Source organism: Pseudomonas sp. LBUM1666 (assembly GCF_059695775.1).
Map to the genome: position 1 here is coordinate 1,248,488 of NZ_CP166789.1, position 12,935 is coordinate 1,261,422.

At 58.4% G+C, this 12,935-nt stretch carries 13 protein-coding genes; 10 read left to right on the forward strand and 3 right to left on the reverse strand.

What is annotated here, in order from left to right:
- Nucleotides 1-63: 63 nt before the first annotated feature.
- Nucleotides 64-2,115, reverse strand: a complete 2,052-nt coding sequence (gene metG, locus ACA056_RS05555) for a methionine--tRNA ligase (protein WP_497271093.1) — start codon at nucleotides 2,113-2,115, stop codon at nucleotides 64-66.
- Nucleotides 2,116-2,296: 181 nt separating this feature from the next.
- Here metG and apbC point away from each other — a divergent pair, with 181 nt between their 5' ends.
- Nucleotides 2,297-3,391 (forward strand): iron-sulfur cluster carrier protein ApbC, encoded by a 1,095-nt coding sequence (gene apbC, locus ACA056_RS05560; RefSeq protein WP_046047101.1) that lies wholly within the window; start codon nucleotides 2,297-2,299, stop codon nucleotides 3,389-3,391.
- Between the two features lie 128 nt (nucleotides 3,392-3,519).
- Here apbC and ACA056_RS05565 read toward each other — a convergent pair whose 3' ends face one another.
- Nucleotides 3,520-4,278 carry an SDR family oxidoreductase gene (locus ACA056_RS05565; RefSeq protein WP_497271095.1) on the reverse strand — a complete coding sequence of 253 codons (759 nt, stop codon included), beginning with the start codon at nucleotides 4,276-4,278 and terminating at the stop codon, nucleotides 3,520-3,522.
- A gap of 171 nt (nucleotides 4,279-4,449) precedes the next feature.
- Between ACA056_RS05565 and ACA056_RS05570 the strand changes: the two genes are divergently transcribed.
- The 4 genes from ACA056_RS05570 to groL all read left to right on the forward strand — a co-directional run bounded on the left by ACA056_RS05570 (nucleotide 4,450) and on the right by groL (nucleotide 7,958).
- Complete coding sequence (locus ACA056_RS05570) at nucleotides 4,450-5,181, forward strand: HugZ family pyridoxamine 5'-phosphate oxidase (RefSeq protein ID WP_056742005.1); 732 nt, start codon at nucleotides 4,450-4,452, stop codon at nucleotides 5,179-5,181.
- Nucleotides 5,182-5,247: 66 nt separating this feature from the next.
- Nucleotides 5,248-5,724: an FxsA family protein gene (locus tag ACA056_RS05575; RefSeq protein ID WP_497271097.1), complete on the forward strand. Its 477-nt coding sequence runs from the start codon at nucleotides 5,248-5,250 to the stop codon at nucleotides 5,722-5,724.
- Between the two features lie 247 nt (nucleotides 5,725-5,971).
- Nucleotides 5,972-6,265 carry a co-chaperone GroES gene (locus ACA056_RS05580; RefSeq protein WP_047532658.1) on the forward strand — a complete coding sequence of 98 codons (294 nt, stop codon included), beginning with the start codon at nucleotides 5,972-5,974 and terminating at the stop codon, nucleotides 6,263-6,265.
- A 49-nt stretch (nucleotides 6,266-6,314) separates the two neighbouring features.
- Entirely contained in the window at nucleotides 6,315-7,958 is a 1,644-nt protein-coding gene (gene groL, locus ACA056_RS05585) for a chaperonin GroEL (protein WP_415773471.1), read from the forward strand.
- A 191-nt stretch (nucleotides 7,959-8,149) separates the two neighbouring features.
- Here groL and ACA056_RS05590 read toward each other — a convergent pair whose 3' ends face one another.
- Nucleotides 8,150-8,893, reverse strand: a complete 744-nt coding sequence (locus ACA056_RS05590; RefSeq protein ID WP_497271100.1) for a phosphatase PAP2 family protein — start codon at nucleotides 8,891-8,893, stop codon at nucleotides 8,150-8,152.
- 218 nt (nucleotides 8,894-9,111) lie between these two features.
- Here ACA056_RS05590 and colR point away from each other — a divergent pair, with 218 nt between their 5' ends.
- The 5 genes from colR (at nucleotide 9,112) to ACA056_RS05615 (ending at nucleotide 12,846) form a co-directional block, all read left to right on the forward strand.
- A complete protein-coding gene (gene colR, locus ACA056_RS05595; RefSeq protein ID WP_497271102.1) occupies nucleotides 9,112-9,795 on the forward strand; it encodes a two-component system response regulator ColR in 684 nt (227 codons plus the stop codon).
- Nucleotides 9,785-11,068, forward strand: a complete 1,284-nt coding sequence (locus ACA056_RS05600; protein ID WP_497271104.1) for a sensor histidine kinase — start codon at nucleotides 9,785-9,787, stop codon at nucleotides 11,066-11,068. Before colR ends, ACA056_RS05600 begins: the two co-directional genes overlap by 11 nt.
- A gap of 161 nt (nucleotides 11,069-11,229) precedes the next feature.
- Nucleotides 11,230-11,898, forward strand: a complete 669-nt coding sequence (locus ACA056_RS05605) for a class I SAM-dependent methyltransferase (protein WP_497271106.1) — start codon at nucleotides 11,230-11,232, stop codon at nucleotides 11,896-11,898.
- 4 nt (nucleotides 11,899-11,902) lie between these two features.
- Entirely contained in the window at nucleotides 11,903-12,616 is a 714-nt protein-coding gene (locus tag ACA056_RS05610; RefSeq protein WP_497271108.1) for a lipopolysaccharide kinase InaA family protein, read from the forward strand.
- Nucleotides 12,617-12,618: 2 nt separating this feature from the next.
- Complete coding sequence (locus tag ACA056_RS05615; protein WP_081757450.1) at nucleotides 12,619-12,846, forward strand: hypothetical protein; 228 nt, start codon at nucleotides 12,619-12,621, stop codon at nucleotides 12,844-12,846.
- The last annotated feature ends 89 nt before the right edge of the window (nucleotides 12,847-12,935 follow it).

Below are 12,935 nucleotides of genomic sequence, written 5' to 3' on the forward strand. Positions count from 1 at the left end.
GCCAGACATGAAAATCCCACAGTCGCGCCTGGCACGACTGTGGGATCGGTTTACAGCAGAGCCTTACTTGATGCGCTGACCTGGCTTGGCGCCGCTGTCAGGGCTGAGCAGGTAGATTTCTTCACCGCCAGGGCCGGCCGCCATCACCATGCCTTCGGAGATGCCGAACTTCATTTTCCGTGGCTTGAGGTTGGCGATCATCATGGTCAGACGACCATTGAGCTTGGATGGATCCGGATAAGCGCTCTTGATCCCGGAGAACACGTTGCGTTGCTCGTCACCGATGTCCAGGGTCAGGCGCAGCAGTTTGTCGGCGCCTTCCACGTGTTCGGCCTTGAGGATCAGGGCGACGCGCAGGTCGACAGCGGCAAAGGCATCGAACTCGATTTCCGGCGACAGCGGATCCTTGGCCAGTTCGCCATTGCCGGCAGGCGCAGCATCGCCGGTGTCGGTTGCGCTGGCGGTCAGGTCTTCTTTCGACGCGTCGCTCATGGCTTGCACTTTTACCGGGTCGATACGGGTCATCAGTGGCTTGAACTCGTTCAACTGATGGTTGGCGAGCAAGGTCGCGTGGTCGTTCCAGGTCAGCGGCGCGACGTTAAGGAACGCCTCGGCATCGGCGGCCAGCAGCGGCAGCACCGGTTTGAGGAAGATCACCAGTTGGCGGAACAGGTTCACGCCCAAGGCGCAGATGGCCTGGACTTCGTCCTGCTTGCCTTCCTGTTTGTTCAGCGACCACGGCGCCTTGTCGGCGATCCAGGCGTTGGCACGGTCGGCCAGGCCCATGATCTCGCGCATGGCACGGGCGAAGTCGCGAGCCTCGTAGGCTTCGGCGATGCTCGGCGCTGCGGCGAGGAACGCTTCGGTCAGTTCCGGCGCGGCATTGCCCGCCACCAGTACACCGGCGTTGCCTTTATGGATGAAACCGGCGCAACGGCTGGCGATGTTGACGACTTTGCCGACCAGGTCGGAGTTGACCTTTTGCACGAAGTCTTCGAGGTTCAGGTCCAGGTCATCGACGCCACGGCTCAGCTTCGCCGCGTAGTAATAGCGCAGGTATTCCGGCGACAGATGGTCCAGATAGGTCCGGGCCTTGATGAAGGTGCCGCGGGATTTGGACATTTTCTGACCGTTGACGGTCAGGTAGCCGTGCACGTTGATACCGGTCGGTTTACGGAAACCGGCGCCTTCGAGCATGGCTGGCCAGAACAGGGCGTGGAAGTTGACGATGTCCTTGCCGATGAAATGGTACAGCTCGGCGGTGGAATCCTTGCCCCAGAACGCGTCGAAATCAAGTGTAGGCGTGCGGTCGCAGAGGTTCTTGAAGCTGGCCATGTAGCCGATCGGCGCGTCGAGCCAGACGTAGAAGTATTTGCCTGGCTCGTCAGGAATTTCGAAGCCGAAGTACGGCGCATCGCGGGAGATGTCCCACTGTTGCAGGCCAGCATCCAGCCATTCGGCGATCTTGTTCGCCACGGCTTCTTGCAGGGTGCCACTGCGGGTCCAGGCTTGCAGCATTTCCTGGAAGTCCGGCAGCTTGAAGAAGAAGTGCTGGGAATCCTTGAGCACCGGAGTGGCGCCAGAGATCGCCGACTTCGGATCCTTCAGGTCGGTCGGTGCGTAGGTTGCACCGCATTTTTCGCAGTTGTCGCCGTACTGGTCTTCAGTGCCGCATTTCGGGCAGGTGCCCTTGATGAAGCGGTCGGCCAGGAACATTTTCTTTTCCGGGTCGAAATACTGAGTGATCGAGCGCTGGGCAATGTGCCCGGCGTCGCGCAGCTTGAGGTAGATCTGGCTCGACAGCTCACGGTTTTCTTCGGCGTGAGTGGAGTGGAAGTTGTCGAAGTCCACCAGGAACTCGGCAAAGTCGGCGCTGTGTTCAGCCTGGACGTTGGCGATCAATTGTTCCGGGGTGATGCCTTCCTTTTCCGCGCGCAGCATGATGGCCGAACCGTGGGCGTCGTCGGCGCAGACATAAATGCATTGATTGCCGCGGTGCTTCTGGAAGCGCACCCACATATCGGTCTGGATATATTCCAGCATGTGGCCAAGATGGATCGAACCATTGGCATAGGGCAGGGCGCTGGTGACGAGGATCTTGCGTGGCTCGGACATGGGGCTCGGCTACTTGATGAAACGGAGGTCGGCCACTATAAAGCGCCGGCGCATATTTTTCACCCCGTGAGCCTGTTTCGATCTACGACAACTGCTAACCGGCGTCGGGCTCCCTCGCCACAAATGTGTGTCCGGCGTAGGATACCCGCCTGATTTTCCAGTCTTGCTATCGGAGTTGCCCATGAGCGCCGTCAATCGCGCAGCGGTGGAAGCCGTCCTTCGCCAATACACCGACCCTTACCTGAACCAGGACCCGGTCAGCGCCGGGTGCGTACGCGGCATCGACATTCAGGGTGATCGCGTCAGCGTCCAGCTGGAGCTGGGTTACGCCGCCGGTCTGTTCAAGAGTGGCTGGGCGCAGTTGCTGCAAATGGCCATTGAAGGGCTGGACGGCGTGACCATCGCCCGCGTCGAGATCACCAGTGTCATTGCCGCGCACAAGGCTCAAGCGCAGATCCCGGGGCTGGCCAACGTCAAGAACGTGGTGGCCGTGGCGTCCGGCAAGGGCGGTGTGGGCAAATCGACCACCGCCGCCAACCTGGCTCTGGCTCTGGCCCGCGAAGGCGCCAAGGTCGGGATTCTCGACGCGGACATTTACGGACCGAGCCAGGGCATCATGTTTGGCATCCCCGAAGGCACCCGACCCAAGGTCAAGGATCAGAAGTGGTTTATTCCGATCGAGTCCCACGGTGTCGAAGTCATGTCCATGGCGTTCCTGACCGACGACAACACGCCGATGGTCTGGCGCGGACCGATGGTTTCCGGCGCCTTGTTGCAACTGGTCACTCAAACTGCCTGGGGCGATCTGGATTACCTGGTCATCGACATGCCACCAGGCACCGGCGACATCCAGCTGACCCTGGCGCAGAAAGTGCCGGTGGCCGGTGCGGTGATCGTAACCACGCCACAAGATCTGGCATTGCTGGACGCGCGCAAGGGTGTGGAAATGTTCCGCAAGGTCAACATTCCGGTGCTGGGCGTGGTGGAAAACATGGCCGTGCACATCTGCTCCAACTGTGGCCATGCCGAGCATCTGTTCGGTGAGGGCGGTGGTGTGAAGCTGGCCAACCAGTACGGCGTCGAGCTGCTGGCTTCGTTGCCGCTGGCGATGGCCATCCGCGAACAGGCCGACGGCGGCAAGCCAACGGTGATCGCCGAGCCTGACAGCCCGATTGCGATGGTTTACCAGGAACTGGCCCGCCATGTCGGCGCGCGGATCGTGTTGCAGGAAGCGGCGACACCGGCTATGCCGAATATCACGATCAGCGACGATTAATGACCTGAAATACGATCCCCTGTGGGAGCGAGCCTGCTCGCGAAAGCGGTGTAACAGTCAGCATATTTGTTGAATGTTAAACAGCCTTCGCGAGCAGGCTCGCTCCCACATTTGTTTTGTGTGTTGCTTTAGATCCGCAACCCGCCATCCAACTCCAGAATTCGACCGGTGAAGTAGTCGTTCTCGAAAATGTACGCCGCCGAATGGGCGATCTCTTCAGGCTTGCCCATGCACTTGAGTGGTATCGCGGACGTTATTTTCTCCAGCGCCTCAGGCTTCATGCTCAGCGTCATTTCGGTTTCGATAAAGCCCGGTGCAATGCCTGCCACACGAATGCCGTAGCGTGCCAATTCCTTCGCCCAGGTCACGGTCGCCGCGGCGACACCAGCCTTGGCGGCGGAGTAGTTGGTCTGGCCGGCGTTGCCAGCGCGGGAGATCGACGAGATATTAATGATCGCGCCGCTGTTGTTCAGCTCGATCATTTTGGCCGCGACTTCACGGGTGCACAGGAATACGCCGGTCAGGTTGACGTCGATGACCGACTGCCACTGGGCCATGCTCATCTTGGTCATCTCGCCGTCCTTGACCTTGATAAGCAAGCCATCGCGCAGGATCCCTGCGTTGTTGATCAGGCCATGGATCGCCCCGAAGTCTTCGGCCACCTGGGCGACCATGTGGGTCACTTGCTCTTCATTGGCAACATTGCACAGATAAGCGCGAGCCTCGACGCCTTTAGCCTTGCAAGCGGCGACGGTGTCGTCGAGCTTTTCCTGGTTCAGGTCCACCAGCGCCAGCTTCGCGCCTTTACCGGCGAAATACTCGGCCATGGAGCGGCCTAAACCCTGGCAACCGCCCGTGATAATGATTACTTTGTCAGTGAGTTGCATTCGCATGCCCCAATAGCAGGTCAGAGGAGTGGTTTCCTTTTAGAGAGTAGCCTCTCGATCTGCACCTGATGCGGCCTGGCTGCACATGAGAGCTGCCCCCGATGGCGAACTGGAACTTATCCCCAGGCGCCTGTCCGTTTTTTTGACGGATTCTATATAAGGAGTCATAAATTGAGCGTTGAAGCGGCCAAGAATGCCCGAGAATTGCTTCTCAAGGAATACCGTGGAGTACTCTCGACACACTCCAAGGCGATGCCCGGTTTCCCGTTTGGCTCCGTGGTTCCGTACTGTCTGGATGAACAGGGCCGGCCGCTGATCCTTATCAGCCGCATCGCCCAGCACACCCACAACCTGCAGAAAGATCCAAAATGCTCACTGTTTGTGGGCGAGCGCGGGGCCGAAGATGTGCAAGCCGTTGGTCGCCTGACCTACCTCGCCGAAGCGGAAAAGCTCGAGGACGAGGCTGCCATCGAAGCGGCGGCTGAGCGTTACTACCGCTATTTCCCGGATTCGCAGAGCTACCACAAGGCCCACGATTTCGATTTCTGGGTGCTCAAACCGGTTCGTCACCGTTACATCGGCGGCTTCGGTGCGATTCACTGGGTCGATCAGTTAACGCTGGCCAACCCGTTCGCCGGAAAGGCCGAAGCGAGCATGGTCGAGCACATGAATGCCGATCACGCCAAAGCCATCGCCCACTACGTCGAACTGGCGGGCCTGCCGAAAACCGAGCCGGCGCAACTGGCGGGTATCGACACCGAAGGCATGCACCTACGCATTGGTCAGGGGCTCTATTGGTTGCCGTTTCAAGCGCCGTGTAATACGCCGACACAAGTGCGCGAAGCCTTGGTTTTCCTGGCTCACGCCGAACATTGGCCGAAAAATGAAGTGGCCGACGCTTGAATTCACGAAACGGCGACGTCATCTAGGGATTACTGGCAAGGCATTCTTGCGTTGAGGAACCATTTGATGCGCCCTTTTTTATTGCTCTTTGTACTGTTTCCGGTGTTGGAGCTGTTCGTATTCGTCAAGGTCAGCGGGGCGATCGGGTTTTTCCCGGCCCTGCTCCTGGTCATTCTCGGCTCGATGCTCGGCGTGTTCGTGCTGCGTATCGCTGGTCTGGCAACCGCATTGCGTGCTCGTGAAAGCCTGAACCGCGGCGAGTTGCCGGCCCAGACCATGCTCGAAGGTTTGATGCTGGCGCTGGCGGGTGGTCTGTTGATCCTGCCGGGCTTCGTCACTGACGTGCTGGGTCTGATCATGTTGCTGCCGATCTCTCGTCGACTGTTGGCCAATAAAATGCGCCAGCGTGCCGAAGAGGCGGCAATCCGTCAGCGTGCGTTCGCCGACGACCTTCAGCCACGTGGCGGTCCTGTTCCCCGCGAGCCTTTGGGCCGTGAGCCGAACGTGATCGAAGGCGAGTTCGAACACCGCGACTCCAAGTAAATCGTTTCACCTGCACGGCACCTTCGGGTGCCGTGTTCGTTTTCGGGTCATCGATGTAAAAAATTTCGATCCCCACCCTTGTAATAAGCTTATGCGCCCTTATGTAACGGTCACCGCAAGGTTTCTGGCGATCACGCCAGACAGACTTCCGCGGTTCGCTCGACGAACCGCACCCGGCACCGCCGGATTTGTTAAACCCGCCGGGAATACACCGGCCGATGAAAACCACAATTAGGAGAGATCGACAATGAAGCTTCGTCCTCTGCATGACCGCGTCGTCATCCGTCGCAGCGAAGAAGAAAAGAAAACCGCTGGCGGTATCGTCCTGCCAGGTTCGGCTGCTGAAAAAGCCAACAGCGGCGAGATCCTCGCTGTCGGTACCGGCCGCGTGCTGGACAACGGTGAAGTGCGTGCACTGGCCGTTAAAGTGGGTGACAAGGTTGTGTTCGGCCCGTACTCCGGCAGCAACACCGTGAAAGTCGACGGCGAAGACCTGCTGGTAATGAGCGAGAACGAAATCCTCGCTGTTATCGAAGGCTGATTCCCCGCTCATTTTCCCGCTACTACAAAGTATTTAAGGAATATCGATCATGGCTGCTAAAGAAGTTAAATTCGGCGATTCCGCCCGCAAGAAAATGCTCGCCGGTGTCAACGTCCTGGCTGACGCAGTAAAAGCGACCCTGGGCCCTAAAGGCCGTAACGTGATCATCGAGAAGAGCTTCGGCGCTCCGACCATCACCAAGGACGGCGTGTCCGTTGCCAAAGAAATCGAGCTGAAAGATCGCTTCGAAAACATGGGCGCGCAGCTGGTCAAAGACGTTGCCTCCCGTGCCAACGATGACGCAGGCGACGGCACAACCACCGCTACCGTTCTGGCTCAATCGATCGTCAACGAAGGCCTGAAAGCCGTCGCTGCCGGCATGAACCCGATGGACCTCAAGCGCGGTATCGACAAAGCGACCATCGCTATTGTCAAAGAGCTGAAAGCCCTGTCCAAGCCTTGCGCTGACACCAAGGCCATCGCTCAGGTCGGCACCATCTCGGCCAACTCCGACAGCTCCATCGGCGACATCATTGCCGAAGCCATGGAAAAAGTCGGTAAAGAAGGCGTGATCACTGTTGAAGAAGGCTCGGGCCTGGAAAACGAACTGTCGGTTGTTGAAGGCATGCAGTTCGACCGTGGCTACCTGTCCCCGTACTTCGTCAACAAGCCAGAGACCATGACTGCCGAGCTGGACGGTCCGCTGATCCTGCTGGTCGACAAAAAGATCTCGAACATCCGCGAACTGCTGCCAGTGCTGGAAGCTGTTGCCAAAGCCGGCCGCCCACTGCTGATCGTGAGCGAAGACGTTGAAGGCGAAGCCCTGGCGACTCTGGTTGTGAACAACATGCGCGGTATCGTTAAAGTGGTTGCCGTCAAGGCGCCAGGTTTCGGCGATCGTCGCAAGGCCATGCTGCAGGACATCGCTGTTCTGACCGGCGGTACCGTTATCTCCGAAGAGATCGGTCTGAGCCTGGAAAGCGCTACCCTGGAACACCTGGGTAATGCCAAGCGCGTCACCGTGACCAAGGAAAACACCACCGTGATCGACGGTGCCGGCGTTGAAGCTGATATCCAGTCTCGCGTTCTGCAGATCCGTCAGCAAGTGGCCGACACTTCGTCCGACTATGACCGTGAAAAACTGCAAGAGCGTCTGGCCAAACTGTCCGGCGGCGTTGCAGTGATCAAGGTTGGCGCAGGTTCCGAAGTTGAAATGAAAGAGAAGAAAGCCCGCGTTGAAGACGCCCTGCACGCTACCCGTGCAGCCGTTGAAGAAGGCGTGGTACCTGGCGGCGGCGTGGCACTGGTTCGCGCTCTGCAGGCTATCTCCGAGCTGAAAGGCGACAACGATGACCAGAACGTTGGCATCCAGTTGCTGCGTCGCGCTGTTGAAGCACCACTGCGTCAGATCGTTGCCAACTCCGGCGACGAGCCAAGCGTAGTTGTCGACAAGGTCAAGCAGGGTTCGGGTAACTACGGTTACAACGCTGCTACCGGCGAATACGGCGACATGATTGAAATGGGTATCCTGGACCCGGCCAAAGTGACTCGTTCGGCTCTGCAAGCGGCTTCGTCGATTGCCAGCCTGATGATCACCACCGAAGCCATGATCGCTGAGATCAAGGAAGACGGTCCAGCTGGCGGCGGCATGCCAGACATGGGTGGTATGGGCGGTATGGGCGGCATGATGTAAGCCAGCCTTACCCCTATAAAAAACCCCGCCTGCGCTAAGCAGGCGGGGTTTTTTATTGCCTGGATTTCGAGGGTCACATCGGTCCATTGTGGGAGCGAGCCTGCTCGCGAAAGCGTTTTAACATTCAACAAAGATGTTGGCTGAAACTCCGCCTTCGCGAGCAGGCTCGCTCCCACATTTGGATCTGTGTATCAGACGCGGACCGGTTCCACCTTGGTCGCTCGCTCAGCCTTCGAGGCTGGCCGATAAAGGATGTAGTAATACGACCCCAGACAAATCAGCCAGCAGAAAATCGCCGTCCACACATTGTGCGAAAAGAAGTGCGCTCCCTGCATCATCCGGCTGATGGAAAACACCGTGCCCAACGCGAAAGCGAACACAAACGCCTTGCGCGCCAGGCGCGGACGACGGTCACGCAGGACAAAGAACAGCGCAAACAGTGTGAAACCCGTCGCCGCATGACCGCCGGGCCAGCAACGGCCAGGTTTATCGGTGTGCGGGCGAGGGCTGAGCAGTTCGCTATAGGTTTCGTGACCGCCGAACTGCTCAAGGCTCCACGGGCATTGAACGGCCGTCACCGCTTTGACTGGGGTGACGAAGGATGTTGCCAGCGCCAGAGACAGCACCAGGCAGCCCAGTTCCCGTTTGATCGGTTTGAGCCTGTCCATGAAAAAGGAGGCGATGAAGCCGAAAATGGCCAACACCGAGAAGGCGATGACCACTTGCTTGGCACGGTCATGCAGGATCTCTTCCAGGAAGTAACTGTGCCGCCCGATGAAATCACCCGCGATCGGGTCATAGAATAGTTTGGCAAGGTCCATGTCCAGTGACGTCAGTTCGAGCAACACCAGAGTGATCGCCGCGATGGCGGGAACGCCCAGGCACACCCAGAAATTGAGCGGGCGGGGGGCGGGGCGGACAGCAGTCGAAACCATGGCAGTTCCTTGGTCGGTGAAATGTTCTGAAAGCGCAGCCGCGCGGAGTTTGAGCCTGATCCTGTCGTCGGCGTGTGAATCGATAGTGAAAAAGTCGTTAAAGTCGCTCCGGGTTTATGGTGTGGATTTACAACTGCACGCAGTCCTAGCCCTCAGCCACACTTGGCCTTAAGCTGCGCGGGCCGAGACGGCCGTTACTGTGTACGCAGGAGATACCCATGCGAATTCTATTGGTTGAAGACAACCGCGATATCCTGGCCAATCTGGCCGATTACCTGGGGCTCAAAGGTTATACCGTGGATTGCGCGCAGGACGGTTTGTCAGGCTTGCACCTGGCGGCCACCGAGCATTACGACTTGATCGTGCTCGACATCATGTTGCCTGGCATCGACGGTTACACACTGTGCAAACGTCTGCGTGAAGACGCGCGCCGCGACACGCCGGTGATCATGCTCACCGCTCGCGATCAATTGGACGACCGGCTGCAAGGCTTCAAATCCGGCGCCGATGACTACCTGATCAAACCCTTTGCGCTATCTGAATTGGCGGCGCGCATCGAGGCGGTCATGCGTCGCTCTCAGGGGGGCGGCCGTCGCACCTTGCAGGTCAGCGATCTGATCTACGACCTCGATACCCTGGAAGTGACCCGCGAGGGGCGACTGCTGAAGCTCAACCCGGTGGGCCTGAAGTTGCTGGCCGTGTTGATGCAGAAAAGTCCGCACGTACTGCGCCGCGAAATTCTCGAAGAGGCGCTGTGGGGGGATGACTGTCCGGACAGCGACAGCCTGCGCAGCCACGTCCATCAATTGCGCCAGGTGATCGACAAGCCGTTCGCCAAACCGTTGCTGCAAACCGTGCACGGTGTGGGTTACCGCTTGGCCGAGGGCCGTGATGGAGTTTAAACAGAGCCTTGCTCAACGGATCATCATCGCCTTTGCGCTGATGAGCGCATTGGTGGCAGGAGCCTTCGCCATGGGCATTGTGGCGACCGTGCACCTGGTGGAAGAAAAACTGATTTCGGCAGGTCTGGGCGGCGATTTACAACGGCTGTTGCTGATGGACAGTGTCACGGACTGGAGCCATCGTCCCGAGCCGGACCAGCTGTTCTATTTCAGCGGCGGGCCGGGCGACTTCGAGCTTCCCAAGGACCTGCGGCACCTGGACCCGGGTTTTCACGAAGTGTTTCGCGAACAGCTGTCGTATCACGCGATGGTCGAAGTCGTCGACGGTCGGCATTATGTGCTGTTGCAGGATCAGAGCGATTTCGAAGAGCGTGAACGGGTGCTGTTTGCCGTGGTGCTGGTAGGCTTCGTCCTGAGTCTGGCGTTGGCGGTGTTTCTTGGCTGGGTACTGGCGCGCAAAGTGATGGCGCCCGTGGTGCGACTGGCTCGCCAGGTCCGTCACCGTGATCAATTATTAGGTCTCGCGCCACCGTTGGCGCCGGATTACGCCGCTGATGAGGTGGGCGAGTTGGCCGTGGCCTTCGACGCCACCCTCGGGCGCTTGCGCCAGGCGTTGACCCGCGAACGGTTGTTCACCAGTGACGTCAGCCACGAGCTGCGTACACCATTGATGGTGCTGGCCAGTTCCTGCGAGCTGCTGCTGGAAAACGCCGGCATCGATCAGCGTGGACGTGCACAGGTCCAGCGAATCGCCCGCGCCTGTGAAGAGATGCGCGAGCTGGTGCAAACCTTCCTGATGTTGGCCCGCGCACAACGCGAAGACGCCAGCATGTCACCCCAGCAGACCTTGAGCCAGGTTGCCGATGGACTGCTCAATCAGTGGCGCGAGCCGATCGAGGCCAAGGGGCTGGCGCTGATCTTTGAACCGGGCAATCCGGCCAACACGTGCTACAACGCAACCCTTCTGCACGCGGTCATGGGCAACCTGTTGCGTAACGCGCTGCATTACACCGAGCGCGGGTTCATCCGCCTGACCCTGACGGCAACGGGTTTCATGGTCGAGGACAGCGGCGTGGGTATTCCCGAGGAAAAACGCGAGGCGATGTTCGAGCCGTTCGTGCGGGGCAACGAGAAGCGCGGTGAGGGCTTGGGGCTTGGGCTGTCACTGGTGCAGCGGATCTGTGAAAACCAAGGGTGGGACGTCAGCCTGACGAACATGGAGCCCAATGGTTGTCGTTTTGAGGTGGAGCTGTATCCGTCGCATATGAATTGATCGGCCTATTGCAGCGCCGTAGCCCGGAGCAGTTGTTAGCAACCTGCAAAGCCTCGAAATAATTTGGGGTTTACATGACGTTTTTTTCACAAAGGAATGACCTGTCTCTGACACGGCGCTACCTATCGTGGGTGCCATCAGCAGCTAAGGAGACCTTGGTGATGGCCGGCCCGATCAAACTTGATTTTTCCGAAAAATATGACGATCAACACGCTCAACGATACCTGCGCAAGCATAAGGATGGCCTTGGCCGCCGCCTGTCTCACTGGCGTGACGAGCAACTGGCACGCAAGGCGCTGGCACTGGTCGGTGAGCCGGGGCTGATTCTCGATTTGCCCTGCGGTGCGGGGCGCTTTTGGCCATTGCTGGCGGAAAAAACCAATCGAGCCATCATCGGGGCCGACAACTCTGAATCAATGCTGAAAGTTGCCATGCAGGCGCAACCTGCCGAGGTGGTGAAACGGGTACAACCCTTGCACACTTCTGCATTCGACATTGCCTTGCCTGATAACGCCGTCGACAGCATTTTCTGCATGCGTTTGCTCCATCACATCGGTGAAGCCGAGCATCGACTGGCCATTTTGCGTGAATTCGAGCGCGTCACGCGGGATAGCGTGATCCTTTCTCTGTGGGTGGACGGCAATTTCAAAGCGTGGAAACGCAAGCGCCTCGAGAAAACCCGTGAGCAGGAAGGTTACCAAAATCGATTTGTGTTACCGGCTGCTACGGTTGAAAAGGAATTTGAGCAGGCGGGTTTTCGTATCCAGGAACAACTGGACTTTTTACCGCTCTATGCCATGTGGCGGGTCTACGTATTACGCAAGAGGTAACAGAATGGCAGTGCAATGTGCAGCAGAAACGGACGTCGCTCCTCAGGAACGCTTCGACTATTTCTGGAATCAGCGCGGTGAGTGGGTAGAAGAACCCAACGTTCGTCGCGGTGGAGAAAGTGGCGTGCAGCGCGTCGTGAGCAGCAATGGACAGTTGCTTTACGTTAAACGTCAGACCGGGCATATCCATCGCAGCTTGCTGCACCCGTTCGGTCGGCCGACGGTGTTGCGCGAGCGCGATGCGCTCATCGGCCTGCACCTGCTCGACGTTTGCGTTCCGGAAATCGTTTTCTGCGGTGCACAGCGCGATCCGGTGCATAAATGGCGCGCATTGCTGGTGACCAAATCGCTGGACGGCTTCGAGGAAATCGAACACTGGTACGCTGGCGGCGGTCGAGAGCATCACGGTGAGGCCGTGCATGATCGAGTGTTGAAGGAACTGGCCGAGAACCTGGCCCGGATGCACAAGGGCCGCTGGCAGCACAGCTGCCTCTACATCAAGCACGTATTCGTGCGCGTCACCGGCGAAGGCGAGGCTGCCAAAGTTGAAGTGGCCTTGATCGATCTGGAGAAATGTCGGCAGCGTTTGACCGCCCGGCAAGCGGCTACTCATGACATGAAGCAACTGCGTCGCCACTCGTCGTTCAGCACGACGGACTGGCAGAAACTCGTCTACTTTTATAAGACGGCGTTTGGCAGCGCTATCAAGGGTTTATAGCAATGAAACTCGAAATTGCACGAGGTGTATTTTTAATAGGAGCCTTGGCAGTTGCTTCACTAGCGGTGGCGGCTTGGGAGCAGCCCCGCACGCAAGTCCTCAGTTCAGTGAACGGCGACGCACACTGTCCATTGCCACGCGTTGCGAAGGCATCCGTGGCATCCCAACCCGATCATGATTTATTGCTGTTCATGTTCGGACTTTCTCAAGGATTGAGGCCACAAAGTTGAACAGATTGAAGCCAAAATAAAAGGCCTCGCTAATGCGAGGCCTTTTTTGTTCCTGACGCTCAGGTCGTGATGCCGAACCAATGTGGGAG

Bases quoted from the DNA above. Each gene is read 5' to 3' on its own strand.
- metG (WP_497271093.1), bottom strand. From the start codon at position 2,115: ATGTCCGAGCCACGCAAGATCCTCGTCACCAGCGCCCTGCCCTATGCC.
- apbC (WP_046047101.1), top strand. From the start codon at position 2,297: ATGAGCGCCGTCAATCGCGCAGCGGTGGAAGCCGTCCTTCGCCAATAC.
- ACA056_RS05565 (WP_497271095.1), bottom strand. From the start codon at position 4,278: ATGCAACTCACTGACAAAGTAATCATTATCACGGGCGGTTGCCAGGGT.
- ACA056_RS05575 (WP_497271097.1), top strand. From the start codon at position 5,248: ATGCGCCCTTTTTTATTGCTCTTTGTACTGTTTCCGGTGTTGGAGCTG.
- ACA056_RS05580 (WP_047532658.1), top strand. From the start codon at position 5,972: ATGAAGCTTCGTCCTCTGCATGACCGCGTCGTCATCCGTCGCAGCGAA.
- groL (WP_415773471.1), top strand. From the start codon at position 6,315: ATGGCTGCTAAAGAAGTTAAATTCGGCGATTCCGCCCGCAAGAAAATG.
- ACA056_RS05590 (WP_497271100.1), bottom strand. From the start codon at position 8,893: ATGGTTTCGACTGCTGTCCGCCCCGCCCCCCGCCCGCTCAATTTCTGG.
- colR (WP_497271102.1), top strand. From the start codon at position 9,112: ATGCGAATTCTATTGGTTGAAGACAACCGCGATATCCTGGCCAATCTG.
- ACA056_RS05600 (WP_497271104.1), top strand. From the start codon at position 9,785: ATGGAGTTTAAACAGAGCCTTGCTCAACGGATCATCATCGCCTTTGCG.
- ACA056_RS05605 (WP_497271106.1), top strand. From the start codon at position 11,230: ATGGCCGGCCCGATCAAACTTGATTTTTCCGAAAAATATGACGATCAA.
- ACA056_RS05610 (WP_497271108.1), top strand. From the start codon at position 11,903: ATGGCAGTGCAATGTGCAGCAGAAACGGACGTCGCTCCTCAGGAACGC.
- ACA056_RS05615 (WP_081757450.1), top strand. From the start codon at position 12,619: ATGAAACTCGAAATTGCACGAGGTGTATTTTTAATAGGAGCCTTGGCA.